Source organism: Chitinophaga ginsengisegetis, assembly GCF_900168065.1.
Classification (GTDB): domain Bacteria; phylum Bacteroidota; class Bacteroidia; order Chitinophagales; family Chitinophagaceae; genus Chitinophaga; species Chitinophaga ginsengisegetis.
Genome location: NZ_FUZZ01000001.1, coordinates 1,435,547 through 1,461,374 on the forward strand (window position 1 = coordinate 1,435,547; position 25,828 = coordinate 1,461,374).

At 47.2% G+C, this 25,828-nt stretch carries 24 protein-coding genes; 7 read left to right on the forward strand and 17 right to left on the reverse strand.

The window, feature by feature from the left end; all coding sequences use genetic code 11:
- Positions 1-19 precede the first annotated feature (19 nt).
- From B5Z18_RS05595 to B5Z18_RS05630, 8 genes are all read right to left on the reverse strand, one after another.
- Positions 20-859, reverse strand: coding sequence for an NAD(P)H-binding protein (locus B5Z18_RS05595; RefSeq protein WP_079468398.1), 840 nt, complete (start codon positions 857-859; stop codon positions 20-22).
- A gap of 121 nt (positions 860-980) precedes the next feature.
- A complete protein-coding gene (locus tag B5Z18_RS05600) occupies positions 981-1,514 on the reverse strand; it encodes a hypothetical protein (RefSeq protein WP_079468399.1) in 534 nt (177 codons plus the stop codon).
- Between the two features lie 27 nt (positions 1,515-1,541).
- Positions 1,542-2,153, reverse strand: a complete 612-nt coding sequence (locus tag B5Z18_RS05605) for a hypothetical protein (RefSeq protein ID WP_079468400.1) — start codon at positions 2,151-2,153, stop codon at positions 1,542-1,544.
- Positions 2,154-2,240: 87 nt separating this feature from the next.
- Positions 2,241-4,982, reverse strand: a complete 2,742-nt coding sequence (locus B5Z18_RS05610; protein ID WP_159454206.1) for a CHAT domain-containing protein — start codon at positions 4,980-4,982, stop codon at positions 2,241-2,243.
- 45 nt (positions 4,983-5,027) lie between these two features.
- Positions 5,028-6,467, reverse strand: coding sequence for a S8 family serine peptidase (locus B5Z18_RS05615; protein WP_079468402.1), 1,440 nt, complete (start codon positions 6,465-6,467; stop codon positions 5,028-5,030).
- Positions 6,464-7,183: a tetratricopeptide repeat protein gene (locus tag B5Z18_RS05620; RefSeq protein WP_079468403.1), complete on the reverse strand. Its 720-nt coding sequence runs from the start codon at positions 7,181-7,183 to the stop codon at positions 6,464-6,466. Before B5Z18_RS05620 ends, B5Z18_RS05615 begins: the two co-directional genes overlap by 4 nt.
- A complete protein-coding gene (locus tag B5Z18_RS05625; RefSeq protein ID WP_079468404.1) occupies positions 7,176-7,781 on the reverse strand; it encodes an RNA polymerase sigma factor in 606 nt (201 codons plus the stop codon). The genes B5Z18_RS05620 and B5Z18_RS05625 overlap by 8 nt, the downstream gene beginning before the upstream one ends.
- Positions 7,782-7,991: 210 nt before the next feature.
- Positions 7,992-8,348 carry a winged helix-turn-helix transcriptional regulator gene (locus B5Z18_RS05630; RefSeq protein ID WP_079468405.1) on the reverse strand — a complete coding sequence of 119 codons (357 nt, stop codon included), beginning with the start codon at positions 8,346-8,348 and terminating at the stop codon, positions 7,992-7,994.
- Positions 8,349-8,447: 99 nt separating this feature from the next.
- Here B5Z18_RS05630 and B5Z18_RS05635 point away from each other — a divergent pair, with 99 nt between their 5' ends.
- On the forward strand, positions 8,448-8,978 hold the full coding sequence (locus tag B5Z18_RS05635; protein WP_079468406.1) for an NAD(P)H-dependent oxidoreductase: 531 nt from the start codon (positions 8,448-8,450) through the stop codon (positions 8,976-8,978).
- 161 nt (positions 8,979-9,139) lie between these two features.
- Positions 9,140-10,225, forward strand: a complete 1,086-nt coding sequence (locus tag B5Z18_RS05640) for an ATP-binding protein (protein ID WP_143313499.1) — start codon at positions 9,140-9,142, stop codon at positions 10,223-10,225.
- Here the strand turns inward: B5Z18_RS05640 and B5Z18_RS05645 are convergent.
- Positions 10,191-10,964 (reverse strand): LuxR C-terminal-related transcriptional regulator, encoded by a 774-nt coding sequence (locus tag B5Z18_RS05645; RefSeq protein WP_200817204.1) that lies wholly within the window; start codon positions 10,962-10,964, stop codon positions 10,191-10,193. The two genes, B5Z18_RS05640 and B5Z18_RS05645, sit on opposite strands and share 35 nt — an antisense overlap.
- A 301-nt stretch (positions 10,965-11,265) precedes the next feature.
- Positions 11,266-13,068 carry a serine hydrolase gene (locus tag B5Z18_RS05650; protein ID WP_079468408.1) on the reverse strand — a complete coding sequence of 601 codons (1,803 nt, stop codon included), beginning with the start codon at positions 13,066-13,068 and terminating at the stop codon, positions 11,266-11,268.
- Positions 13,069-13,135: 67 nt separating this feature from the next.
- Between B5Z18_RS05650 and B5Z18_RS05655 the strand changes: the two genes are divergently transcribed.
- Complete coding sequence (locus tag B5Z18_RS05655; protein WP_079468409.1) at positions 13,136-13,399, forward strand: carboxymuconolactone decarboxylase family protein; 264 nt, start codon at positions 13,136-13,138, stop codon at positions 13,397-13,399.
- 80 nt (positions 13,400-13,479) lie between these two features.
- A complete protein-coding gene (locus B5Z18_RS05660; protein ID WP_200817205.1) occupies positions 13,480-14,214 on the forward strand; it encodes an SDR family NAD(P)-dependent oxidoreductase in 735 nt (244 codons plus the stop codon).
- Here B5Z18_RS05660 and B5Z18_RS05665 read toward each other — a convergent pair.
- The 5 genes from B5Z18_RS05665 to B5Z18_RS05685 all read right to left on the reverse strand — a co-directional run bounded on the left by B5Z18_RS05665 (position 14,206) and on the right by B5Z18_RS05685 (position 19,107).
- Entirely contained in the window at positions 14,206-14,889 is a 684-nt protein-coding gene (locus tag B5Z18_RS05665; protein WP_079468410.1) for an ABC transporter ATP-binding protein, read from the reverse strand. The two genes, B5Z18_RS05660 and B5Z18_RS05665, sit on opposite strands and share 9 nt — an antisense overlap.
- A 3-nt stretch (positions 14,890-14,892) precedes the next feature.
- Complete coding sequence (locus B5Z18_RS05670; protein ID WP_200817206.1) at positions 14,893-16,155, reverse strand: ABC transporter permease; 1,263 nt, start codon at positions 16,153-16,155, stop codon at positions 14,893-14,895.
- Between the two features lie 3 nt (positions 16,156-16,158).
- Positions 16,159-17,250 carry an efflux RND transporter periplasmic adaptor subunit gene (locus B5Z18_RS05675; RefSeq protein ID WP_079468411.1) on the reverse strand — a complete coding sequence of 364 codons (1,092 nt, stop codon included), beginning with the start codon at positions 17,248-17,250 and terminating at the stop codon, positions 16,159-16,161.
- A 6-nt stretch (positions 17,251-17,256) separates the two neighbouring features.
- Positions 17,257-18,579: a TolC family protein gene (locus B5Z18_RS05680; RefSeq protein WP_079468412.1), complete on the reverse strand. Its 1,323-nt coding sequence runs from the start codon at positions 18,577-18,579 to the stop codon at positions 17,257-17,259.
- A gap of 63 nt (positions 18,580-18,642) precedes the next feature.
- Complete coding sequence (locus B5Z18_RS05685) at positions 18,643-19,107, reverse strand: GbsR/MarR family transcriptional regulator (RefSeq protein WP_133256279.1); 465 nt, start codon at positions 19,105-19,107, stop codon at positions 18,643-18,645.
- A gap of 257 nt (positions 19,108-19,364) precedes the next feature.
- Here B5Z18_RS05685 and B5Z18_RS05690 point away from each other — a divergent pair, with 257 nt between their 5' ends.
- Genes B5Z18_RS05690 through B5Z18_RS05700 form a run of 3 tightly spaced genes read left to right on the forward strand, consistent with a single transcriptional unit; the run spans position 19,365 to position 23,136 of the window.
- Positions 19,365-20,795 (forward strand): hypothetical protein, encoded by a 1,431-nt coding sequence (locus B5Z18_RS05690; protein ID WP_079468414.1) that lies wholly within the window; start codon positions 19,365-19,367, stop codon positions 20,793-20,795.
- 3 nt (positions 20,796-20,798) lie between these two features.
- A complete protein-coding gene (locus tag B5Z18_RS05695; RefSeq protein ID WP_079468415.1) occupies positions 20,799-21,782 on the forward strand; it encodes a caspase family protein in 984 nt (327 codons plus the stop codon).
- Positions 21,769-23,136, forward strand: coding sequence for a hypothetical protein (locus B5Z18_RS05700; protein ID WP_079468416.1), 1,368 nt, complete (start codon positions 21,769-21,771; stop codon positions 23,134-23,136). Before B5Z18_RS05695 ends, B5Z18_RS05700 begins: the two co-directional genes overlap by 14 nt.
- Positions 23,137-23,148: 12 nt before the next feature.
- Here the strand turns inward: B5Z18_RS05700 and B5Z18_RS05705 are convergent, their stop codons facing one another.
- Both B5Z18_RS05705 and B5Z18_RS05710 read right to left on the reverse strand, forming a co-directional pair.
- The gene (locus B5Z18_RS05705; protein WP_079468417.1) at positions 23,149-24,471 is read right to left on the reverse strand and encodes a MutS-related protein; all 1,323 of its coding nucleotides are present in this window, start codon (positions 24,469-24,471) and stop codon (positions 23,149-23,151) included.
- An 11-nt stretch (positions 24,472-24,482) separates the two neighbouring features.
- A complete protein-coding gene (locus B5Z18_RS05710) occupies positions 24,483-25,823 on the reverse strand; it encodes a MutS-related protein (protein WP_079468418.1) in 1,341 nt (446 codons plus the stop codon).
- Positions 25,824-25,828 lie beyond the last annotated feature (5 nt).

A 25,828-nucleotide genomic window follows, 5' to 3' on the forward strand; every position in this document is an offset into this window, starting at 1 on the left:
ACAAATTATATGCCCTTCTCTATGCGTTCCAAACGCCTTCGGCAGCAGTTTTCCGGGCGTATTCGGAGAAGTCGCGTGGGGCACGGCCCAGTGCGCGTTGCACGCCATCGCTGAGATGGGCGTTCCGGCCATCCAGTACTTCGGTAAATAAATAGGTGACCAGCCAGATGAAGTCATCCGGGATATTGTATTCAACAAGCATGGCTTTGTATTCTTCCACCGGTATAGCCTGGTATTGAATGGGTCTGCCTGCAGCGGTGGCAATTTCCTGGACGGCCTCTGCAAAGGTCATCATACGCGGACCGGTGAGTTCATACGCCTGGCCGTTATGGTCCTCTGTGATAAGCGCCGCAACGGCTACATCGGCAATGTCTTCCACATCAATAAACGGCTCTGCCACGTTTCCGGCCGGGAGCGCTACATGGCCGGCCAACAGTGGATCTACAAGGTATCCTTCACTGAAATTCTGGTTAAACCAGGCACACCTGACGATGGTCCAGCTGATGCCGCTGTTCATAACAATCTGCTCGCATGCCTGGGCTTCCTTTTCTCCCCGGCCGGAAAGCAACACTATTTTCTTCACACCGCTTTTTACAGCTGTTTGGGTAAGTGTACGTATTTTATCCACTGCGCCGGGAATGGCCAGATCCGGATGGTAGCTGAGATATACGGCGTCAATACCCTGTAAGGCAGGCTCCCAGGTGGTTTTATCTTCCCAGTCAAAAGAAGGGTCGGCAGAACGTGACCCGATACGTACAGGCCAGCCTTTTTCTTTGAGTTGTGCGGCTACCCTGCTGCCGGTTTTACCGGTGCCACCTAATACGAGTACGGTTTGTTTTGTGGTATTTGCTGTTTTCATGATCTATTTTTCTCAAAGCTACTATGGGGGTAAGCCGTAAAATAGAACAAAACCGACACCGCGATATTTTTTTGTAACAATGCGTGCAGCAACAGGTATGCTGCACGCATAGGTGTTTTGGTTAAAGGGGAACCTGGAGAAGTTTACATACTTCTTCATAGCTCATCTTCTTATAATCATAGCTGGCCATACGGGCGCCTGGCACACCGCCGGGAATAACAATATAACGGATCTTATTATTATTGGCAGGAGAGCCACCAGGTATAATATCACAGATCACCCTTATTTTATTTACAAACAAACCGTATTGAAAACGGTATTGGGTATCGGCGCCGCCGATATTGTAATAAATACTGGGCAGCATTTTAGCAATACCTGCACCATCCGGATCGGAAACAAATTTCATATACACGAGCACCGTGCCTCCGTCGATAATGGCCTGGGTTACCTGTTGTGCGGCAAGATCAAAGTAATAGGTTTTCTTGCCGACGCCAACGGAAGTGCTGGAGTGCATCCACGGGCTGGTATCTACCCAGTTGGAGTACATTACATTGGCAGTACCTGCCGGGCCGGCCGGACCGGTATCACCCGTTTTACTGCAACTTACCAGTAATAATATGCATACGCCTGCCAGCATTGTGATGATATTTTTCATACAAATTTGTTTTAACAGGAATGTTGATTAACCATTAGAAAGATTGATACCTGTTTCGATTAGTTTTCCGGCCGAAGTGAGTAAGGCGGTTTTCAATGAATCCTGCCGGATGAATTCAGCCGCCTGTTTAAATTCCAGGCCAATCACAAAAAGATCCAGTTCATCAAATTTTGGCCGGGGTGGTACTTTTTTTGGTGGCGGGCAAAGTTCATCTGTTATGTCGTATATAAACTTGCTTCCACCGGAGTGATCTGAGGAACCATTGGCACTTTCACCGCTATATTGTATCAGTTGTGCCTTGTCTATCACTTCCTGCGCAAAGGAGCGGGCAAAAGTTACTTTCCAGGGCACAGGACCGGGTCGCAGCCAGGGGTCGGGTACCGGACCATATTGCCAGGGTTCCGGATGAGGGCCAGCCCACGGTTGCGGTCCGGGGCCATTAATAATTTCCCATAGCCTGGCATCACGTTGAGCCATGTAAGTTAAGAGGCTGCTTTTCCAGGCATTCCGTACCAGGGGGCCAAAAGGCCAGGGGTGAGGATCAGGGTCTTCCGGATTAGGATAGGAACCATATCCTTTTACATACCGGCTGGCAAATGAAGACAGTTGTTCAGACCGGGAGGTTGCTGTGTTTTCCATTGCAGTATTTTTTGGAGTCAGAGGATTGTTGCCGGCACGCCGGCTCATGATATTAGTCGGGATAACAAGCAGAAAGGGGAACAACCATTACCGGTTTTTTTTCAGGAGCACAGGTATCAGTGCCAGCCCCACAGCGATGGCCACTACTATCCACCATATCGACACCCCGCTGCGGGAACGGGTTTCCGGCACCGGGGCGGCATCTCCCACCAGGATACTTGCTGCCCAGAAATAAGGCAGCCGGCTGCCTTTATCGTTGTTTGCGAGAAACTGCAGCTTGGCCTGTTGCAGGGCCACATCTTTACGCAGACCGCTTTGCAGCAGGCGATGGAAGTTTTCAGTCAGTTCGTAGGTCGCTTCATTATCGATCTGCCATAAGGAAGTAACAATAGCGGGGATGCCGGTAAGCGTAAATCCACGCGCAAGACTTAACACTCCTTCTCCCCTTGCCTGCACGCCGGCGCCGGATTCACAGGTAGATAATATAATGAGAGCAGTGACCGTATCCTGCAATAATTGTATTTCCGGGAGATATAATGCAGAATCTGCAAAGTACAGCACCGGGTCTTTATCGGGGCTGCCGGCGCTGGCATGTGAATACAGCTGCACAATACTGCTGTTGGGCAACTGCTCCAGGAAATGTTGCCTCGTAGCGGCTTTCCCGGAAAGATTATATACGGCGGCGTAATTTTTTTTGATCTGCAGCAGCGATTCATCTGCCCCATATAGCGGTTGTTGTTGCAGGTATGCGGCATAGTTTACGGGGGCAATGCCCAGTAAACTATGCGCCGCGGCGGCTCTCTCCGGCCGCAGCTTCATAAGGGAGCCGGCTGCATAGGTATAGCTGAATGCAAATTGCTTCAGGAGGAAACTGTTAGGGTCTGTACTGTCCGACAACAATACTTCAAACGGCAACAGGTATTCATCCGGGGAGATGATGACGCTTCCGCCGCGGAGTTGCAGCGGCGCAAACAGTTGCCGGTACAGGCGGTTGGCCAATACACAATACCGCTGGTGTTGGGTGTTTAACAGGGAAGGACTGGTGCATAGCTGCATCAGTTCCTTCACTTCCCGGCTGTTCCAGGCAGCTTTCAGCAGGCGGCTGTTGCCGGCAGAAATACCAAGCACAAAAGTGGTACTGTCTGTTGTAAAGTAAGTCACCAGTGTTTCTCCATGTGCCAACAGCTTTTTTCGTATATCCGCTACCGTATACACGGCCGTATCATATTTATACTGGTAATAAGCGGGATGTGCTTTTTCCAGGTTTTTAATAAAGCGTTCCAGCGCATCCCGTGCGTTGAGCAGCCGGCGGTAGGTGGCCACGTAAAGCGGCGCATCCGGGGAAGTGGCCTCCAGCTGCTGTTGCAGGGTTACTGTCTGGATGCGCAGTTGTTGTTCCTGTGCAATATCTGCTGCCGACAGGTACTTCCTGGCGCCCAGCTCATTGAGTTTATCGTTGAGTAATACCGCGCGGCTTTTTTCAAAGAAGTGGAATGCCGAGGGGATGTCCTGTAGCAGGTAACAGGTTTCGATGGCCTTCTGATACATCGTTCTGGTGCGGTTACGCCAGAAAAGCCGGGAAGGATCGCCATATTGTTTCCACCGCATCTGGTCAACGGATATATCCGCTGCACGGAATGCATTCAGCGCATAGCGCAGCCACACCGTATCACCGTCAGACCGGAATAATGCCAGCAGGGATTCGCCTTTATTACCGAGCAGGGTAGATACAAAATAGTCATTGGCCACATTGCGCAGCATATGATAGCCGGGGTTGCTTTGCAGGGCAGTATCTTTAAAATGAAGCGGCAGGGCGTTGAGCCCCTGTTGGTAGTAGGATAATGCTTTGCGGTACCGGCGCAGTTTCCAGCATGCGTAGCCAATGTTATTATATACGCCTGCTAATACGTATGGGTCACCGGATTTTTGTGCAAACTGTATCCCTTCCCGGTAATAGCGGAGCGCTGTGCCAGCGTTCTTTATATCTTCTGCATAAAGATTACCGAGATCCAGCGTATTGCGGGCGCATTGATCCCAGCGTTGTTGTTCACGGTTTGCCTGTAATGCGTGCTGATACCAGGCAACGGCTTTACCAAATTGTTTTTCTTTTCCGAGGATACTGGCATAAATAGTATAACAGGCCACCTCGTGTGCCGGTGGGGCATTTGCGGGTAACAGGCGCAGGGCGTTCCTGATAACCGTTCCTGCGCTGGTATCGTCTACCGCGAGCAGGGATTGGGCTTTCTGGGCCAGCAGGGCTACTTCAGACATGGTATCCTGTACACTCCGCGCCACCAATATACCAAGATCGGCGGTTTCTACGGCCCGGCGGTAATCGCCGGTGCCATACAGCGAAAACGTTTTGGCTTCAAAGGCCATCAGTGCAATAGCCGTTTTCCCGGGGTACTTCAAACCTATGATGATGCAGCTGTCGTAGTAGTAATGTGATTCAGGGTACAGGTGCAGTTTGTTGTAGAACAGGCCCAGGTTGAAATAGCTGTTGGTGAGGAATGCTTCCTGCCTGGCCTTTGCGGTGCGGTTCACCGCTATGGCTTCTTTTGTATAACGCAGTGCATCCGGCCAGTTTCCTTCGAGATGACAGAGATTCCCGATACGGTGTACAATGCGCGCGTATATACTGTCTTTCTGCGAAAAGCATTGCTGGTAAAGGGCTAGCAACGAATCGAGTTGTTTTATCTTCTCCTTGTCCGGCAGGTTGTTTTCTTCTATGGCTGTAATCCTGTTTACAAATATTGCTGCCGGCGGGCATTGAGCGATGGCATAAAAATAACTTAGCAGGCAACCTGTTATCAACAGTTGCCTGCGCAAGATCTTTTTTATGAAGTTTACCTGCGTACAGGAATGCATATCTTATTAATGGTGCCTGATATATCTTCCTTTATTCACCTGCCCTGCCAGCTTATCTGAAACAATTACATCCGTACCGAGGTCTGTTATAAAGTGCTGTTCCTTCAGGCCCGGTGCAAATAATGCTGTCTTGCAAAGGGCGGCAATTTTCCCGGTAGCGATAGCCGTGGCAAAGGACGAACCTGAAACATACTGTGGCTGGCTCAGCACAAAGGGTACTTTGAATTTCAGGAAACCATCTTCCGTTTCATCTGCCCGCACACCTAGATCCACAAATCTGGCGGAGTAGTTTTGGGTAGCACTTACTGCGGTATCGTTGGTGGTAGTAACCACCAGGATGTTGTTATCGCCAGCGCCCAAACAGGCTGGATAAAAATGATGTACATCGAGGTTGCGCAGGTCCGCGGGTTTGATACCTACGTGCATGGCGCTGTCGTCTGCATCTGCCATGCGGTTGCCAGCCGCGGTTACAAAGAGGATACCTTTGTCTGCGAGCATCTTCGTGATCACGGAATCAAGCGGTTCATAGGGCGATGGCAGGTTATACTGACTGTAATAACCCCAGCTGGCATTGATGATATTGGCATGTTTATCCGCCGCATAACAAATAGCACAGATAATATTAAACAGGTCTCCTTCTGCGTTGGCATTATGGGTTTTCAGGATCATCAGCTGCAGGGCGTTGGTGTTATCGCGCTGAAATTCATTGATGATAAACAATGCCACCCGTGTACCGTGGCCATCGCGGCTGTCGTCCGCGGTTTGATTGGTGCTGTCTACAAAGTTCCAGCCATTGATATCATCTGCCAGGCAGTTTTTATCGTCGTCTGTATTGTTGGACTGTTCGTCCGGATTTTTCCAGAAATATTGCTGGTTACTCAGCAAATTCGGATCTATACCGGTATCCAGGATGGCTACACGCACTGTATCATTTTTGTGCCGGAAGGGAGGAGGAAACGCCAGTTTTGTTTCCAGCCTGTTGTAGGGTGTTGCCGGGTTTACTTCAGGTGGCGCACTGATGATATAATTCTGGGTATAATAAGCCAGGCTGTCTTCTCCCACGCCTTTTGAGCCGGGGTTGGAAGTGGCGCCGCCTTTTACAGGTTCGGCGTGTACATAGGTTTCTATCTTTGGCGCATTCCATAACTCTACCTGGTGATCGCCACAGTTGTCACAACGATTGATAGTGATTTTACCGGTATCTATCCCGTAATCTTTCATATTTTTTTTGATGCTGATGCGTTGCTCCGCGGTAGGCGGTCGCCTGAAAAACAACACCAGCTGGTTGTCGTGGTAACGGGGCGCCCTATACGGACTATCAACGCCGGGGATCCGGGATACAGGCCCTTTTGCGCGGGGGCCACAGTATCTTACCAATAAAATAATAATGATGATGATACAGAGTATCAGCAACCATAAAAGGGGGTTAAACTTACGAGGTTTCATGGTGATATATTTTTAAGCCATTCATCTGCGGGTTTATTACCTGGCAACTGGTTGCTGCGTACCTCTTCCAGCAGTGTCCTGGCCTGTTGCCGGTCGCCGGGACCATTGCGTTGCAGCAGTGCCAATGCCTTATAAAAAGGGCCGGGGTTGGCATACAGGGGGTACTGTATCAACCGGTTAAACTGTACAATAGCGGCATCGTATTTCCCGGTAACGAGATAAACCAGCCCGAGATATTTTACCGCATCCGGTGTACCGGGTTCCTGTTTGCTGAGAGCGGTAAATATGGCTTCCGCCTGTTGATAGTCTTTATTGTTGTAGGCGGCAATACCACTTTGCAGGCTATCGCTGCCACTGTGCATGGTAGTGCCCAGCTGTTGCAGGTGTTCTTTAATATACCGCGACGACAGCTGCTGAACAGAAGGCGTGCTGAAAAAGATCCACCAACCTGCCAGCGCCAATATACCGGTGAGTACAGCCGCCGCGAGATATAATGTTATGCGGCGCACCTTTGCTTTGGGAACAGTTGTGGCGGCAAGCGCCTGTTGCTTCTGGTCCTGCAGCTGTGCTTTCAGGGTAGCGCGTGCGCTCAGGTAAAAGGCTACTTCCTGTGCAAAGTCATTGTCCGATACGCAGCGGTCTGCGAATACCTGTTTTTCTTCTGCAGATAAAGCGCCGGTAAAATAATCATCTATATAGTCTGATATCTCACTCATAATTCCGGTTAAAGGCTCCTATTTTTTCTTTCAGTTTATCCATACATCTGCGCCTGCTTACCTTTACCACGTCTGCCGAATTGTATTCCAGCATAGCAGCGATTTCGCGGTCGCTGTAACCATCTTCAAACAACAGCAATACCTGCTTACATTTTTCGCCTATTTCCCGGAGACCTTTCTCCAGCAGGGAGCGGTTGCTGTTGTCGATGAGCTGTTGCACAACACTACGGGCATTGTCGGGCAGCATCATGATCAATGTATCAAGATGATGGGTTTGATGTACCTTCTCTTTATTAGTCGTGCTTTTTCGTTTAAGGTCAACACATTTATTGGAAAAAATCTGGTAAGTATAGGATTTTAACGAAGATCTGCCTTCAAAGCGGTTATACACGATATTATCTATCACACTGATAATGGTATCAGAGTAGGCGCTGGCGCTGTCTTCTTCCGTCAATCCGTATTTGCGTGCTCCTTCCCGGGTGAAGTAATGGAATGTATTATACAGCTGTTCTTCATAAGAGCGCCTTTGGTGGCCTCCCTGCCGCAGTCCGGCGAGAATTTCCTGTTCCTGACCATTGTATGCCGATAAGGGTATCATAAAATGAGTAAAAGCGCAGAATGGGTTTTACCCAATTTACAGAAAAAAAAGCCAAATCCCTGTTTCCTTCCGGGTATTATTGCCGACTAATTATACAGCACACAAACAGTTCCCCACATCCGGCTTCCGCCGGAACGTTGTTAACTCCAAAAATAAAGGGCCGGCATCTACTCCCGGCCCTTTCTCTTTAAAGCAATACCTGTAATTCGTTTACATCAGATCTTTATGTTTCTGCCCCCACTTTTCGAGGTGTTTGATGATGGGTTTCAATTCGTACCCGATAGGGGTTAGTTCATATTCTACCCGTGGTGGCACTTCTGTGTAAACGGTTCGTTTCACAATTTTGTTTTCCTCCAGTTTCCGCAGCTGCAGGGTCAGCATTCGTTCCGTTATGTTGGGCAACTTCTTCTTCAATTCACCGAATCGGAGTTTTCCGCCTATCAACCAGGAACAAATTACCAACGCCCATTGTCCGCCAATAATGTTTGCGGCATAAGCTTCTGAACATTCATCGGCCAATGCCTGTTTGTTGGCAAAGTTTGTGGATGTTTCTTTTATCTTAGACATTACTTACATTTTTTATAGTACGTTACATTGGGTTGCTACCCCACAAAATTAAGGCTATGCATTTTATCTTTGCGTCAAATAATTTTAAGCTTTGATAAAATGAAGACATTAGTAATCATCATCCATCCTGATATGGAAAATTCGGTTGTTAACAGGAGATGGATGGAAGAATTAAATAAATTTCCCGAGAGATATACAGTTCACCGGTTGTACGAAGTCTATCCTGATGAAAAAATTGACGTAGCAGCTGAACAAAAACTGGTAGAGCAATATGACAAAATTGTATTTCAGTTTCCATATTACTGGTTCAATTGTCCGCCGCTTTTCAAGAAATGGCTGGATGAAGTTTTGACTCACGGATGGGCCTACGGAAGTAAAAGCGGTTATAAGGTTTCGGGAAAGAAAATTGCCCTGGCTATCTCATTGGGAGTGGATGAACATGAATATGGCCCAACAGAAGTATACAAATATACCCTGGAAGAATTAACCCGTCCATTTGAGCTGACTTTTGAATATATAAAAGCCGATTACAAACCGCTGTTTGCATACTATGGGATTGAGTACAATTCTTCTGCCGAATGGATTGAAAAAAGCGTTCCCCTGTACCTGGATTTCTTAAATGCTTTATAAAAATCTTACTGATTGCTCCGGGTTTAATACTCATTTTCCGCAGGGTATTAACCCGGAGCTCCTTGTTATTTCAATGCTTTTTTGGGGAAGCCGGTATATTATTTCTGTCAACTTATTATATTTACCCTCAATTACCCAACCGCTGCTATCCCGAACTGCTCATGAAAAAAACTATTACCCGCGGAAACATGTTCCGTCAGCTGAAGGCTGACCTCGGAGGTAAGGACTCTTACCGCGGGGTTACGCTTACCTATACGTGGCTGGCAAATCAGTTTGGTCACTTCTCTCTGGGGTTTATTCCCGCTTTCATTTTATACCTGGTGCTGAAAAACCGCATGGAGGAAACACGTGCCGCACTTACCGCCGCCTGGAGCATCAGCGCCGTATGGCTGGTATTTGAGGCCATCAACTTCCTGTGGCCACTGACCTTTGGGAAAAAAGGCGGTGTAAAGTCTTATATATTTCAGCCTGCCTGGGGAAATGTGGCTTTTGATACCATCACCGACCTGTTGTTTTTCTGGCTGGGCGCATTTTTTTGTTCCCTGTTATGCAGAGATACCACGGTGGCCAGAGTGGTAGTTATAGTAACTGCCGCTTTACTTGTGTATCCTACCTATTACTGGTACCTCACCAAAATGTACCTGCAAACACCCGGCTATCCGTTTCAGTTTCGGCTGAGCCAGTGGAGTACAGAGCAGATTGCCCCGGAAGATATTGATCTGATCAGGCGTTTCCTGGACAGCAATACACAGGGCATGCACCTGTTCCTGTTTGGACCCAAGAACAGCGGCAAAACAAGTTTGAGCGTGGCCATAGCTACCGAGTTATCCATCCGTCACTATTCCGCGGTGTATACGTCTGCCATGAAGCTTTACTGCATGTTTTATGAACAGGACGATGACTCCACCGCCGATGTGCTGTGGACCTGGCGCAAAGCTTCCATACTGGTGATTGATGATATTAACCCCGGCAACCCGGTGAAGGAAGATCTGATCACATCCGACCGCTTCCTCAGCTTTGTGGATGGCTCCTCTACCAACGACATTAACAGGACCGCACTGAAGGATACCAATGTTATCTGGGTGTTGGGCAATGACGATCAGGACCGTAAACTATCTGCCACCTGGCAAAACATGCTGCACAGCATAGGGGTGGAACGGGAAAAGATGCTTTCACTCAACCTGGAGCGGTATGTCCGGAAAAACAAGGCGGCTAAGGCAGAATATGATTTGCAAATGCAAAGCTGATGAGATGGGTCAGGCTTTTTACGTTGAAACGTTTATACATCGGTAAAATCCTCTTTTCGATAGCCGACTGCGATACGCCAAACCGGGCGGCAATTTCCTTGAAGGAATAACCCTCAGCCACCAACGAAAGGGCGTCTTTCTCTTTTTCAGAGATGGCGTAATACCGGAACAGCTGCTTGTTCAGCTCCTCTTCAAACTCGGATTTTTCCGGTCCGTATGCGGCATAGCGCATCACGTTTCCGAATTTAATGCTCTCATTTTTCTGGGAGTGGCCAATGATGCTGGTCACCTTCCCCTGTTCTGTGGTAAATACGCCCACTTTGCTGATGAGGGGTACCGGCGTACCGTTTTTATGGATCTTTTTTAGTTCGATAGTAAAGCTGTATGGTTCATCGCCAATAAATTTATTGTGCAGGAACATCAGGGCTTTATCGTTCAGTTCATTGGAAAAAGGGGCATATTCGGGTGCAGTGATATTTACAATGGTGAGCATGCTGATTTCATTATCCGCATAGCCGAGCAGTTCCTCCCAGCCATCAGCATACAGCATCTTATTTTCTTTAAACGAATAAATATAGATGGCTTCATCCGCAAACCGGCGGATCGTATTTTTAAAATGCAATGCCTCCGGGCTGGTCAGATCAGCCGGAACATCAGTTATAAATCCTTTCGAGTAACTACCAAACGCCAACTTATCAGGATGCATCTTTTTGATCGTAAAAATAATAAAGAATCGCATAACCTGCGAATTTTCGCAGTTGATTGCCTGGTTTCCGCGCTATACTTTTGCCCCTGTAATACAATCCTTTACGGATTAACAAGAAGAATAGCTGATGGCCTTTTATCCGGAGATCCCATCAAACACATGCCTGGCAACGGTTTGTAATAATGATGGCATCTCGGTAACACCCCAATTTTAGTTTTTAATAGTGTGTCTTAACGTCGTTGTTCGTAACCCGGCCCCATCAATAAATACAATGTTCCCCAGACCGGTGCAGTAATACAGAGCTGCACCGGTTTTTTCTTGCATGGAAAATGCATTATTCCTTCTCCGCCCGGAAGGTACCATTGGGCTGAATGGAAGTTAACGCCACCACTTTGTCTTTATCATCCCTGATAAACTTTACTTTAAACTCTTTCAGCCCCTTAATACGGAAAGTACTGTTATCGATCGCTTCCAGCGTATACACCGGTTGCCCGGGCACCACCATTGTGAGCACCTGGGTATCCGATAGTTTGATCTGGATAGGCACGGAAGCCAATTTGTAGGCGCCCACAAACGGCGCCAGTGAGGCGGCCGATAATACCACCTGTTGCGGCACACGGTCAAATATCACCGGATCGCCGGACGGGTCGTAGGCAAAACTCAGCCGGTCAATTTCCCCGCTGTTATTCATGAGGAATTGTACTCTTACATTCGACTTATACTTTACATCAATCACGCTGTCTGCAGCATCATAAGGAGAGAAAATGTTATAGTCTTCCTGGTTCAGGTACCACGTTACATCAGGGAATGTGGCAAACAGGGAATCTTTCTTCACAGAAATTTCAAAGTTACCATAAGCATCATTTTTAAACACCCCGGCAAACGCTGTCACCGGGTGTGTAGCAGCATGCGGCTTAAACGCTGAATCCCTGGACGGCGCAGGATCATCCTCTTTTTTACCGGGCTTATTTTTAGATTTGGTGTCGGCCACAATGCCCAGCAGCCGGTCGGTGATCAGGTTCGTCACCTTTGTAGGAATGGCGGAATTATTCTGATTGCTCAGCACCACAATACCAATACTATCTGTTGGATAGAAGGTAGTCAATGCGGTGAAGCCATCTATATTCCCGCCGTGCTCCACGCGATAATGACCACGATAAGAAAGCAGCATCCAGCCAAGTCCGTAATTGGCAAACTGGATATACGGTGTTTGCTTATCCGGTTCACCGCCCGGAATCACCATCTGGGAAGAAATGGCCTCTTTCACATAATCTGCCGGGATGATTTCTTTCCCGTGGTACTTCCCGCCATAGATCCAGGTGATGAGCCATTTCGACATATCCATTACCGTGCTGTTGATGGCGCCGGCCGGCCCCATTGCCACTATGGGGTGATACTTCATTTCCTTAATGCCGTTTTCCTTACTGAACTGGTATCCGCGCGACGGCTCGTCCGCAGCCGCCAGGGCAATAGTACCGATGGAAGATTCGCTCATGCCCAGTGGCTGAAAAATGCGGCTGGTAATATTCTGCTCCCACGACTGTCCCGTTAACCGCTCTGCTACCATTCCCTGCACCATAAACATAAAGTTGTTGTATTGCCAGCGGGCGCGTAAAGGCGCATTGGGTTTCATGAAGTGCATGCGCTTCAGCAGCGAGTCTCTCGAATCCGTTTCAAAAAGATACCATGCCAGGTCGTAACGGGAAAAACCCGTGCGATGGCACATCATATCACGCAAGGTAACCTGGGTATTGAGATAGCTGTCGGCAAAATCCAGTGCGGGCAGATAGGTCGTTGCCGGTTTATCAAAATCAACCTTCCCTTCCTGGCGCAGGTCGCCGAGTAAGGCGCTGGTAAATGCTTTGGTACAGGAGCCAATGGCAAAACGGGTATGCGCGGTAACCGGTAATTTACGGGTCATGTCCCGGTAGCCAAAGCCTTTTGAAAATATCACCTGGTCTTTTTCCACTACCGCTACCGCAAAGCCGGCGCCCTGCGCTTCCTGCAGAATATCTGTCAGGGCAGCGTCTATCTTTTCAAGCTTGTTATTTTTTGCGGGAGATTGGGCAGTGGCTACTGCCGCCATAGTTAAACAACACAGGCAGGAGATCCACCTGTTAATGATAGGTACTGTCATCGGGTTACTTTATTACCCTATAAGATTACAGTAAATAACCGGATTTAACAAGATAGGTTTTTAACAGATGTCCCTTGATGCGTTGGACGACTATACCGTAAGCCCGCTTTTTTCACCCGCGGAAAAAGCGCTGCTCGACTATGTAACAGAACTTACCAGGGATAAAACGGTAAACCCTACCACTTTCAGCCGTTTGCCGGAGTATTACTCTGATCGCCAGATCTGTGAAATTGTTTGGCTGGTGGCCAGCGAACATCTTTATAATATTACCAACATCGGGTTGAACATCCATTCCGATATGCTGTGTGATATCAGTAAAAGAAGGTCCTGATGCTGCTCCCCGCTGCATTGCCGGAAACGTAATTTCCGGCAATGCAACTAATTTCCGGACAATGACTATTTTTATGATCTATGAATCTTCATGCTATCAAAACGGTCCTTGTCCTCGGCGCCAATTCCGATGTGGCCAAAGAAGCAATATTACTGTACCTGGAAAAAGGCTATCATGTTATAGCTGCTTCGCGCAGCACAGGCGACATCGCATCATTTATGAAAGCCAGGAACGTAGCTGATCAGCAACTGACCATCTGCTATTTTGATGCCACCGCTTTTTCCGGTCATGCAGAATTCTATGCCGGCCTGCCCGCCAAACCTCATATCGTGGTATACGCTGCCGGATTCCAGGTAACCAACGAACAGGCACTGGTAGATTGGGAAGGCAGTTACCGGATGATCAATGTGCATTATGCCGGCGCGCTGTCTATTCTTAACCTCATTATCACAGACAAAGAAAACGATCACCTGGAAAGAATCATCGGGCTATCGTCGCTTTCCGGCGTACGCGGACGCAAGAGTAACTTTGTATATGGGAGCACCAAAGCTGCATTCACACAGTATCTTGCAGGACTGCGGCAATATCTCTTCTCCAGGAAAATTATTGTTAATGTAATTATAGCAGGATATATCCGCAGTAAAATGACCGCCGGACTTGACCTTCCTGAATACCTGCTGATGGAGCCTTCCTTTATTGCACAGAAAATAGTGAATGCCGGGAATCGCTTTGCCATTGTGCCGGGAGCCAAATGGAAGATCATTTACCAGGTGCTGAAATATATGCCGGAGAAGCTGGCCGCCCGGCTACCCTAGATGTACCTCGTCTATTTTACCATCTGTGAGATGAATAGTGCGGTCCGATCTTTTGGCTATGTCTTCATCATGGGTTACCATTAATATCGTTTGCCCGTTTTCTGCTGATAATTTTTTAAAGAGATCGAATACTACTGCAGCATTATGGCTATCAAGATTACCGGTCGGTTCATCTCCCATAATGATCAACGGTTCGTTGATCAGTGCCCGCGCAATAGCCACCCGCTGCTGTTGGCCACCGGAAAGCAATGATGCCCGCTTATGCGCCTGGTCGGCTACTCCGAGCAATTTAAGGAGTTCATTCGCACGATGCTCTATTTCTGAAGATGAATATCTTCGTAGTTTAAGTGCAGGCAACATCACATTCTTCAACACGGAAAATTCCGGTAACAGGTAATGAAACTGGAATACAAAACCAATGTGATGGTTCCTGAAATCAGCGAGCCAGGGATTACTTTTTCCCTGCATTTCTTCCTGGTTAATACGGATGCTGCCTTCAAAAGCAGTATCCATGGTAGACAGCAGGTATAGCAGCGTGGATTTGCCACTGCCGGATTTCCCTGTAATAGCAACGAATTTTCCTTTTTCTATCTCAAAACTCACATCATTCAGCACCTGCATCTTTGCGGGTTGCAGGAAATATTTATTTACATGTTTAACGGAGATCAGGTTCATGGTTTACCCTCTTAAAATAGTGATAGGATCTACATGGGCTGCTTTGCGCGATGGTAGGTAGCCGGCGAGCGCAGTGGTCAGAATGCCAAAAGAAAAACCGGTGGTATAATACACCGCGTTGAAACTTACCGGCAAATGATCCAGCGTGATCATGACATCGCTTTTGTATGGCATTTTTGAAATACCATAGGCACAAAGAAAGCCAAACAACAATCCCAGCAATGCGCCGATAATACCAATGATCAACGCCTGTATCAAAAAGATCCACCGGATATCCGCATCGGAAAACCCCATCGCTTTAAGGATGGCAATGTCCTTCATTTTTTCATAGATCATCATGGTGAGGATGTTGAAAATGCCAAACCCTGCTACCAGCAATATGGTGATGGCTACGCTGTATACAATCATCTTCCGGAGTGCGTCGCCTTCCAGGATAGCAGAGTTATCCTGTTTCCAGTCGGACCCCTGGAAGCCATATTTCGTTTGCAGTTCCTTTGACAATGCGGGCGCCAGCTCCATGTCATGCAGTTTGATCTTTATATCGGTGATGTATGCAGCGGGCACGCCGAGGAAACGTTGCACGGTATTAAGACTGGCATAGCTTTGTTGTTTGTCGATATCGGTCATGCCGGTTTTAAAAATCCCTACCACGGTAACATAAAAGGAGTTTCCTTTTTCTGTTGTGAGTGCGAACCGGTCGCCCGTTTTTACATTCAGCCGTTTGGCAAGCCCGATGCCCATTACCAGGCTGTTGGGCATGGTAGATAATTCATGAAAACTACCATCCACCAATTTGGCCTGCAGGTTAAACAACGAATTCTCTGCTTCAAATTCAATCCCGTTGATGATACCATTGATAGCGCTGGAACCCATCCTGTAAAATACCTGTGCGTTGACAGCGCCGGAGACTGCACGGATACGATGGTCCTGTTGCAGCATTTGTACAATCTGCTTTCCATCTTTCAAACTCAGTAAAACATCTTTTGGTTTTACGTGATCTACTATATTTACCGCGTGTGTTTGCACCTTATCGAGGATGGTACCTGGCGTGGTTTGTACTTCGTTGTACAGCCGCAGGTGTGGCGATTGCTCAAAGGCTACGGCCTTAACAAAATCATTGGAGCCCTGGATAAAGCTCACCATAAATACAAACATCGTGATCCCGAAAGTAACGCCTATGGTGGCAATAACGGTTTGTTTCAGCCTGGTGCGCATATGCGTAAGCGCAATAGATGCTGTGAGCTGTATGTCGGTTAGCAATTTCATGGCTTACTCTTTTTTTGCGATGATATCCCCGGCGTGTAGTCCGCCTGTTATTTCCACCCACTCGCCGCTTTTTGTATGAGTGGTGATATGCGTCTTCCGCCATTCCTTTCCCTGTTGCAGGTATACGCTGTCGCCTTTCAGCAGGTAATCGGCGGGGATCATTAGAGCGCGTATATTTTCCCGGATGATGATATTGGCTTCTACCGACGACTGTGGATAAAATGCATTGCTATCCAATACTGCGGCTTCCACCTGGAAACTCCTGCTTTCTTTCTGCAATACCGGAATAATTTTATTGATGGTGGCGGCAAATTGCTTACCGGCATACACATCTGTTTCAAAATATACTTTCTGCCCGGTTTTAATTTTGCTGATATCCCTTTCGTCTACCAGTAGTTCCAGTTTAAATTTGCCGGGCAGGCCAATCATCATTACCGGGTCGTTGAGCGGCGCAAGCTCTCCTTCTTTCAGGTATACTTTAAATACGCTCCCATCTACCGGGCTTTTCAGTACTTTTCCTTCCCTCACCTGGTTGTTTGCTGCCAGTTGTTCGCGTGTTTGCAGCAGTTTATCCGCCAGGGCATTTTTTTGTGCGAGATACTGCTGTTGTAATGAACGGTAGGTATGTAAACTGTTAGCTGCTTCCAGCCGTGTTTGTTCCGCATCCTTTTCCGCAACGGCTTTATCTTTTGCGAGATCGGTATATCGTGCGGCGTTCAGGTTATCGGCTTCATACTTTTGCCGGGCCTGTTCAATCCGTTCTTTTAATTCGTTGAGGGTGGCGGAGCCGTCTTCCGCATTGCTGCCGGCCAGTGCTACCTGGCGGTGGAGTATATCCGATTGTGTAAGCTGACTGGGCGTACCCAGCACTGCCAGTACCTGGTCGCGGTTTACGGCATCGCCTTCTTTTACTTTTACCTGCAGGAGAAGGTCGGCGCTGTTGGATTTCAAGAAATAATAAGCCTGGGGCATGATTTCCCCGGATGCGTATACGGCTTCATTGAGGGTACGTTGCTGTACGGTATAAACGGGTATTTTTTCTTTGCAGGCGGTTGCCAGGATGGCTATTCCTGCTGTTAATAAAAGCTTTTTCATGCAGGCTTATTTATTTTGTAAGTAATTTATTTCTGTATAGTGTCTGAAAAAATCCATCCTCGCATCGTTCAGTTGTTCCTGTGCTTTGTAGAGATCTGTTTGTACTTCTTTCAGCTGGATCATATCGATGATGCCTTTATTAATTTTCAGCGTGGTAAGTTGTTCATTTTCTGTGGCGAGGTGGATATTTTCCTGTTGCAGCTGGATATTTTTGGCAGCTTGTTCCAGTAGTACTTTTCCCTGCCGGTATTTTTTTTCCTGTTGAGATGTATAACTTTTGAACTGCTGATCAGCGGCTTCCCAGCGGGCTTTCTGGCTGCGGGGCTGATAGGCGATCCTGCTGAGCGACAGTGGCATACTGAGTTGCAGGCCCACAAAGCCTACAGTAAACCACGGGGAGCGGGTAATGAAACTGGTTTTATCGCCAAAACCCAGTTGCTCCCAGGTGCCTTTGATATGCAAGCTTGGGTAGATGGCCGATAAGGAAGAACGGTAATTTTGCTGCGCTACTTTTACTTTAGATAACTCCGCTTCATAATCCGGCAGCTGTTCGCCGTTGAACCCGGTGATGGCCAGTTCCGGTAATTCGCCGGATGCGGCCACCGGCAGCGTTTCTTCCAATGGAAAGCCCATCCAGAATTTCAGGTCCAGGTAGTTTTGCTGCAAGGTGGCAACGGCTTCCAGATGCTCCACCTCCCGGTTTTTCAGCAGGGTGGCCGATTGGTTCAGCACAATTTTATCGATCAGTCCTTTATCAAACTGGCGGCTGATCAGCTGGTGGATGTGTTGATAATTTTCCTGGAGATGAGTGGTAACGGCAACATATTCCTGTTGTTGCTGTACGCTGTACCAGGCAATGCGTACATTCCTGAGCAACGTTTTCAGCAGGGAGTTGTACTCCGCCTGTGCGCCCTGTTCCTTCAGGCGGGCGAGTTTGATGCGTTGCCAGGTTTGTATGTCTACCAGCGGCAGGTCGGCATCCACACCGTAGCTGCCCATCCAGGGGGTTCCCATTCTAACGGGGATAAAAGTACCGGCGGGTTGGTTCACCAGCTCCCCGGGAAATACCTGTACGGGAATTTTCCAGTAGTTGTCTATTTCTCCTTTCAATGTTATCTGCGGCGTGAGTTGGGCGGCAGCTGCTTTGCGGTCTTGTGTGCCGGCTTGTACCAGCTGCTTTTGTGAGAGGATGTCCTGGTTATGGCTGGTGGCGTATTCCAGGCATTTTTCAAGGGTCCATTGCGGAGAAGTGCTGTTTACGGGCATGCTTTGCCCGGCTGCTATCCTTACATGGAGAGCCAGTAACAGCAACAGGCTGACTGTTTTCATCTGATATGCTTGTATTTCTTTTAGTTCTGAATCAAAAGAACTAAAGTTGGCAAAAAAAGAGGTTTATTTTTGCTGTTGTTTTAATTCAATGGTTCTTTTCCATCGTTCCAGGATCAACGGAATTTCAAACAACATCATCTTGTACAGGTCTGATACTTCTTTCAGTTCTTCGTTAAATGCGTCATCTACCTTTCTCGTGGCCCTGATATCATCCATTATGGTATAAAACTGCTTTATCTTTTCAGAGATGTGATCTTCACTGAACATGGTTTTCACATTCACGGAGAAATACCGCTTACGCTGTCCACCAATGGTTTTGGCGTCTACCATCTTTACCGACTCCAGCATTTTGAGCGCATTGGAAACGGCGCTTTTACTCACGCCAAAGTAATTCACCATTTGCTCAAAGGTTGCCTGGTGCTCTTCACTCAGCATCAGGTATATAAATACCCTTGCCGCCACCGGGGTAAGCCCCATTGATTCCATAGTTGTACTATGCTGCTCAATCTTTTCCCTGTATTTTTCCAATATAATTTCTGATATCCGGGTGTAAAGGTATACAAGTATTCTGGTTTTCTTTAAAAAGAACCAATAATTTTTTCAGATAGCACTAAACCCGGCGGACCCTCTCCCTGGTACAATAAATTTGAATTTCTGTAAAAATGACCGATATTAGAGATCAGGAAAAGAAGCCCCAAAAGACGAGTAACTCCAAACCAGTACCCCAATCATCCCAAATAAAGATGGGCCTTTCCGTGTATTCAAATCATCCCCAAAAAAAGATCATGGAAGCACTTGAAAAAATCTTCTTTGTGAATGCAGGCGCCGATGGCACCTTTGCTGATTCCGGTCACCTGTCCACCACCCCTGCCGATGTAGAACAAATCTTCAGCTACCTCGAAGAAAAAGATATCGAAAAACTGCTCATCTATTTTCACGGGGGATTAGTCAGCGAAAAAAGCGGGCTGAAAGCTGCCACCGTCATGAAAGAACACTTCGCCGATACCGCGGCCAAAAGACATACCGTTGCCTTTGTATGGGAAACCGGTCCAGCCGAAGTAGTGATGCAAAACCTGAAAAACCTGAAGGAACTTACCGGTAAAGGCATGTTCGATGAAATCGTGAAATTCGTTACCAAACTGGTGGCTAAAAAACTGGGACTGGATGATGCCAAAGGCGGCGGCACCTACCTCAGCGATGAAACCATTGCCGCGGAAAAACAAAAGATCGAACCTTTTGAAGACCTCGACCGGTCGCTGGATGCCCGCGGCGGAACACCCCTTGAAATAGATGAGGAAGACGAAAATTACAGCACCTACTACGCCAAACTGGAAACAGAAGCCAAAGGCCTGGTGAGCGCCGAAGGATCGGACGAACTTAAATATGAACAGGCCGAAGGCGATGAAGTGGCCAGGGGCGGAATGCTGTTTGTAGCCAAAGTAGTAGCGCAGATAGCCTTTGCAGTATTAAAACGCTATTTCAAAAAAACGCACCACGACTTCTACCCCACCATCATGGAAGAAGCCTTCAGAAAACTGTACCTGGATAAAATTGGCGGATGGGGCTGGAAACAGATCAAAGATAAATCCGGCAACATGTTCAGCAGCAACAGCGGACGAACCGGTAACAACCTGCATGCCGGTACACACTTCCTCTCCCTGCTGGATGCACACCTGCAAAAACGAAAAGCCGCAGGGAAAAAACTGGATATAGAACTGATAGGACACAGCGCCGGCGCCATTGCGGTATGCAACCTGCTCGAAGCCACTACCAACCATTTCAATGCCATTACCTATAACAATGTTTTCTTCCTGGCGCCCGCCTGCAGAACGGACTTCTTCCTCCAGAAGGGAAGCCCAGCGCAGGAAAAAGGCGTGTTCAAACATTTTAAGATGTTTACAATGGACGAAAGCAATGAGAAAAAAGATCATTGTATTCCCTTTGCTTACACACACTCCTTATTGTACCTGGTGTCCGGTCTTTTTGAAGAAGAGGTGGACGCCAAAATTATGGGGCTGCATGAACAATTGAAGGCAACCGGCCGTTACGAAAGCTTTGATGAACTGAAAAAACTGAATCAATATATCAGCAATAATAAACTGATCCTCTCCACAGATCTTGAAAATGCCGATGAAAGCCTGCGCTGCAGCTCTCTTAAACACGGCGATTTTGACAACGACACACTCACTTTAACCGCTATTCTAAAAAGTATTTAACTCATGGAATATGCAATTATAATAGGTATTGACCATTATGATAAAAGGGCACTCTCCGGGGCAGTAGCCGATGCAGAGGCATTTGCAAAATTCCTGACCGATATGCAGCTCGTTTCCAACCCCGATAATATTAAACTACTGAAATCCGATGCCAGCAACCAGATTGTGATTGGCTATGAAATTGATAGTGCCATTGAAGCCATCACAGAAAATGCGAAAACACACCGGAACGAAACCAATCGCATCTACTTTTATTTTTCCGGTCATGGTATCGGCAATACCTTTAACAATACCGCCCTATGCATGCGGTTCTGGCCCAAAATGATTAATCACTGTATCTCCAGCCTGGATTACTTAACCGGGCTGATTAACAAAGGAATCTTTGATGAAGTACTGTTGTTCCTCGACTGCTGCCGGGAAAACGACACCATGATAAAAGGGCTTCCTCCTATCGGCGACTGGCAGAATAAAGTAGGAGAACGCGTACCCAAAGTATTGGTTTGCAATTCCACTATCTACGGGAAATTAAGCTACGAAGTATCGATCGACTCCAACCAGAAAAGAGGCGCCTTTACCTCTTTCCTCATCGAAAGCCTGAAAGGTGATGCCGATACCAACAACAGTGGCAGGATCACCGCACTGGACCTGAAACAGCACATAGAAAACAATTTCCCCACCTATGCCCTGAAATACAATAAGATCCAGAACGGCAGTGCCTCTACGGACAATGGCGGCGATAACATCGTGATCTGCGAAGTAAAAAAACTGGAAGAAGCCTACAACTTCGAAATCACCTTTAACCGTAATTCCAATGTGACCCTCTATAATAAAAACGCTGACAAACTGCGTACAGATAACGTAGTTACAGGAGATAAATGGCACTACAAACTGGAAAAAGGGAATTATGTTTTAGTGGACAACGTAAGTGGTGAACAAAAAACTATCATCAACTTCTCTGAAAATACTATGGGTTATGAACAATTCTGATGTTAAATTCCATATTCTCGTAGCTTTCAACCAACCAGTGGAGGGATTGCACCTGGTGCTCGTAGATGGCGATCTGCAGATCATTTATGCCGGGTACACTTCCCAGCTGGATATGTTTGTGGAAAAAGGCATCTACCGCCTGAAAGTAAACCTGATCGATTATTACCAGGAATATCTGCTCATTGTGGATGCCGACAAAACATTTCACTTCGACTTCGACTACCCCTCTGTTGCACCCATCTTATCTTTCAAAGCCACCCATGATTACTTGTGCAAAAATCTTGAAGCATTCAGCATACAATCCACCAACCCCAATACGCCGGACCGGCCCAACTTCCTCTTCTTTGGCGCCAAATACGACAAAAACACTTTCCCGGAACTGGTTCCTGTTACCTTACTTACCAGCTACTCCATTCTCAGCAGTACTAATGAAATATTGATTGAATTCAACACTGATAATACCCGCTTTAATAATGAAGAAGGCTGGTTTATTTTTTCCGGCAAACTGGATAACGGGTTATACTTCCTGAAAGCCAATGGCACAGAAGATCCCAGGATCTTTCCCTTCTATATATACGATCATTATCAGACCCAATTCATGATCCGTTATCATAATAAAGCGGATATGGAAAATTGTTTCTTCTTTTATTCCAATAAACAATCATTCCGCCGGGAGGCGGAAGAATACCTGGTGCTGGACAAAATCATGTATGCGTTCAAAGACTATAAAAATTTCCAGCAGCTCACCGACAGCGATCACGGGATCATCCGGGAGCATCCTTTTTTGGTAACGCTTGTCCGCGCCCTGCAAATACTGGCCACCGGGGAAAATACAGACTTTACAGATTGCGAATTCCTTCCCCTCCCCGATCTTGAGCTGCTGGCGGGCAACAAACAGCTTATTGAATTAAACAATCTTTTGCCGGTACTATCTGCCGTGATGACCCGCTTTGCCGTTAATGAAAATAACAGCGGGATTAATTTTGAACAGGAATTGCTGATAGATATGGTGATCGATTACGTTAAATATGATCTTTACTGGAATAATTTTTCGCAGATAGATGCACCTTACAGCAACCTCACCGGCTTCATGGACCGTTTGGACGAGCTTACGAGAAGCTTTATTACACATCCTTACATCATTAATGTAAAAGGTAATACCTACCAGGAACGGTTGATCCAGGCCGTTACCCGGCTAATCGCCACCAACCAGACAAAGGAAGCCATTAAACTGCTCACAAGGGCAGATAGCATTTCCACGATCGCACAACAATTAAATTTACCCACCAGCCAGGTGTTCCGGAACTTTGATACCTACAACGATATTTATAATAAGATAAATCCCACGCAATGAGAGGTTGCTATCTTAAGACAAAATAATTTCCAGGATCCCTTCATTTTCTATGATCATCATGCCGTGCCGGTCGGTAGTGATACCGGTTTCCAGCTGGTAAGTATATCGTGGCACAGTACCTTCCATCACGGTTGGCAGGTAAGCAAACTGCAAATTATCACATCGCTGTTTTAGTGTTTCCCCTACCTCAATGATATGGGTGGAGATAATAAAGAAGGAATTCCTGTATTGGGAAAAGGCTTCCGTTACCGCCAGGGTGGCGTCGTACGCATCTTTTACATTGGTGCCTTTAAATAATTCATCAAAAATTACGACGAGGTTCTTTTTCTGACTCACTTCTGCGGCCACATTTTTTACGCGCATTACTTCCGCATAAAAATGGCTGTATCCCAGGCTCAGGCTGTCCGGTACATTAATAGAGGTATATAGGCCGTCTCTCACCGCAAACTTCATCGAGACGGCAGCTACCGGGAATCCCATATGCGCCAGGTACACCGCAATGCCAAAAGACTTCATCAGGGTGGATTTACCGGCCATATTGGCGCCGGTGAGGAACATCACGTTCCGGTTCAGGTGAAGGGATAAAGGATTAGGCACGCCATTGTCCAGCCCCGGATGCCGGAGTCCATCTACCTGGATTAAATGATCCGTTACCGGCAGCGCGGTTGCATAAGAGAAATTTTTCTCCCGCGCCACCTGGCTCACTGCTGTGTAAACATCCAACAGGTAGATATTTTCCAGGATGATGTCCATTTCCTTTCGCAGGGTATTACGCAACAGGAAATCATAGCGGACCACTTTCATCAGCGGCAACTGTGTTGCGTCTTTTTCTTCGGTAAGCCATTTTAACCGGTGATTGGAAAAAATATCCAGCAACATTTTTACCTGTTCCCGGAAAGGATGCGGATGGTTATCATCCATATGATTTAACAGCTCCTTCAACGCATTTAATGCGGCGATACAGGCCAGCAGCCCGTTGTGCAGGATCGTAAACTGGTCATCTCTCAACAGCGAATGCCCAATCTTTTTTTTCACCGTAGTAATCATTTCCGATACCCTGTTGCCGGCAGGTCCCATGCCCAGGTAATTTTCCGCTGCCCGGAAGGAGCCGTTCTGAAAGGGAAACTCCAGCTGCTTTTCCTGGAAGTACCGGAACGTGCTGCTGCGCCGGTTGATTTCTTCCGGCGTTGTAAGCGGATGCTGGAACATAGATTCCAGTAACCGCTCACCGCCTGCTGTGCGCACTTTATTAAAAAGACTGTAAATAGAATGCGATTTATATTTACCCAGCAGGTTCAGGTCATCCAATGTTTGTTTATCGGCAATGAAGCTCATGTTATTATCTTTTAATTCATTTTTGAGATACCTGCCCGCAGCATATCAAGGATACCCTCATTATTGATGATGATCATACCATGACGGTCGTCCGTTATACCATTTTCCAGTTTGTACGTGTACACAGGTTTGTTACCATCCATACGAGTTGGGAGGTAAATAAAATGAACATTATCACAGGCTTGTTTTAATACTTCCCCGGCCTCAATGATATGGGTGGAAATCACAAACAGGCTGTTACGTTTGGTAGCAAAGGCTTTGGTAATGGCAATAGTAGCTTCGTAGGCATCTTTTACGTTGGTACCACGGAACATTTCATCAAAAACGATCAGCAGGTTTCTACCCTGACTGAGTTCATGCGCCATCTTTTTCACGCGCAGCACTTCCGCATAAAAATGGCTGGCGCCCATCCCAAGATTATCCGGAAGATTTATTGTAGTGTAAATACCATCCAGCACTGAAAACTCCATGCGGGTGGCCGGTACAGGGAAACCCATATGTGCGAGGAACAGCGCAATGCTCAATGATTTCATGAAAGTAGACTTCCCGGCCATGTTAGCGCCTGTCAGGAAAATAACGTTGCCATCCGGGGTTATCCCAATCGTGTTGGCCACGGCATTGGGCACCTGCGGGTGATATACGCCTTCCAGGGTTACCGTCAGGCGGCTTTTTTGCAGGGCAACCGGGAACACAAATCCCCGTTCCTTTGCCACCTTTGCTACGGCGATGTATACATCGAGGTAATAGATATGCCGCAGCAGTTTCAAAATAATGTCCCGGTGGCGGAAACGGAAAATACCGTCGAAAGCAGCCATTGTAGCGGCCGGCAGCTTGTCTTTTCCCGTTTGTGTGATCACGGGGCTCAGCGCGGGGTCCGTCAGCAGTGCGGCTATAGCGGCTTTCTCTGTTTTATAATAAGGCATTCCCGCTACTTCCGGTGAGTGAATAAAATCATGCAGTCCTTTTATCAGCCTGGCAAGCGCCATCACTCCCTTGCGGAGCTGAACAGCGTCTGCATCCGGTGCAATAAGGCTGCTGAGTTTTTTAGTGACCGCATGTTCTTCTATGGTGAGCCTGGTCCGTTCATCCGTATTTGCGAGATAGGGTTCTGCTGCATCAAAGAGTGTATTCTCAAACGGGAACACGGTTTCCTTTACAGCAAAATGCTGAATGATGCCACTGCGGCGGTTAATCATCTGCTCGTCCGACAGCGGGTACTGGAACATTTCATCCAGCACCGCTGCACCACCTCTCGTGATGCAGCGGTTAAAGATATTGAAGATGGAATCTCCGCCATGTTTGCCAAAGATGTTAAGATCTTCCAGTGTTTGTTTATCTGTTGTAAATAGCATAAAGT

Bases quoted from the DNA above. Each gene is read 5' to 3' on its own strand.
- B5Z18_RS05660 (WP_200817205.1), top strand. From the start codon at position 13,480: ATGAATCTTCATGCTATCAAAACGGTCCTTGTCCTCGGCGCCAATTCC.
- B5Z18_RS05710 (WP_079468418.1), bottom strand. From the start codon at position 25,823: ATGCTATTTACAACAGATAAACAAACACTGGAAGATCTTAACATCTTT.
- B5Z18_RS05655 (WP_079468409.1), top strand. From the start codon at position 13,136: ATGTCCCTTGATGCGTTGGACGACTATACCGTAAGCCCGCTTTTTTCA.
- B5Z18_RS05650 (WP_079468408.1), bottom strand. From the start codon at position 13,068: ATGACAGTACCTATCATTAACAGGTGGATCTCCTGCCTGTGTTGTTTA.
- B5Z18_RS05605 (WP_079468400.1), bottom strand. From the start codon at position 2,153: ATGGAAAACACAGCAACCTCCCGGTCTGAACAACTGTCTTCATTTGCC.
- B5Z18_RS05680 (WP_079468412.1), bottom strand. From the start codon at position 18,579: ATGAAAACAGTCAGCCTGTTGCTGTTACTGGCTCTCCATGTAAGGATA.
- B5Z18_RS05670 (WP_200817206.1), bottom strand. From the start codon at position 16,155: ATGAAATTGCTAACCGACATACAGCTCACAGCATCTATTGCGCTTACG.
- B5Z18_RS05675 (WP_079468411.1), bottom strand. From the start codon at position 17,250: ATGAAAAAGCTTTTATTAACAGCAGGAATAGCCATCCTGGCAACCGCC.
- B5Z18_RS05690 (WP_079468414.1), top strand. From the start codon at position 19,365: ATGGAAGCACTTGAAAAAATCTTCTTTGTGAATGCAGGCGCCGATGGC.
- B5Z18_RS05700 (WP_079468416.1), top strand. From the start codon at position 21,769: ATGAACAATTCTGATGTTAAATTCCATATTCTCGTAGCTTTCAACCAA.
- B5Z18_RS05665 (WP_079468410.1), bottom strand. From the start codon at position 14,889: ATGAACCTGATCTCCGTTAAACATGTAAATAAATATTTCCTGCAACCC.
- B5Z18_RS05705 (WP_079468417.1), bottom strand. From the start codon at position 24,471: ATGAGCTTCATTGCCGATAAACAAACATTGGATGACCTGAACCTGCTG.
- B5Z18_RS05635 (WP_079468406.1), top strand. From the start codon at position 8,448: ATGAAGACATTAGTAATCATCATCCATCCTGATATGGAAAATTCGGTT.
- B5Z18_RS05695 (WP_079468415.1), top strand. From the start codon at position 20,799: ATGGAATATGCAATTATAATAGGTATTGACCATTATGATAAAAGGGCA.
- B5Z18_RS05595 (WP_079468398.1), bottom strand. From the start codon at position 859: ATGAAAACAGCAAATACCACAAAACAAACCGTACTCGTATTAGGTGGC.
- B5Z18_RS05640 (WP_143313499.1), top strand. From the start codon at position 9,140: ATGAAAAAAACTATTACCCGCGGAAACATGTTCCGTCAGCTGAAGGCT.
- B5Z18_RS05630 (WP_079468405.1), bottom strand. From the start codon at position 8,348: ATGTCTAAGATAAAAGAAACATCCACAAACTTTGCCAACAAACAGGCA.
- B5Z18_RS05645 (WP_200817204.1), bottom strand. From the start codon at position 10,964: ATGCGATTCTTTATTATTTTTACGATCAAAAAGATGCATCCTGATAAG.
- B5Z18_RS05625 (WP_079468404.1), bottom strand. From the start codon at position 7,781: ATGATACCCTTATCGGCATACAATGGTCAGGAACAGGAAATTCTCGCC.
- B5Z18_RS05600 (WP_079468399.1), bottom strand. From the start codon at position 1,514: ATGAAAAATATCATCACAATGCTGGCAGGCGTATGCATATTATTACTG.
- B5Z18_RS05620 (WP_079468403.1), bottom strand. From the start codon at position 7,183: ATGAGTGAGATATCAGACTATATAGATGATTATTTTACCGGCGCTTTA.
- B5Z18_RS05615 (WP_079468402.1), bottom strand. From the start codon at position 6,467: ATGAAACCTCGTAAGTTTAACCCCCTTTTATGGTTGCTGATACTCTGT.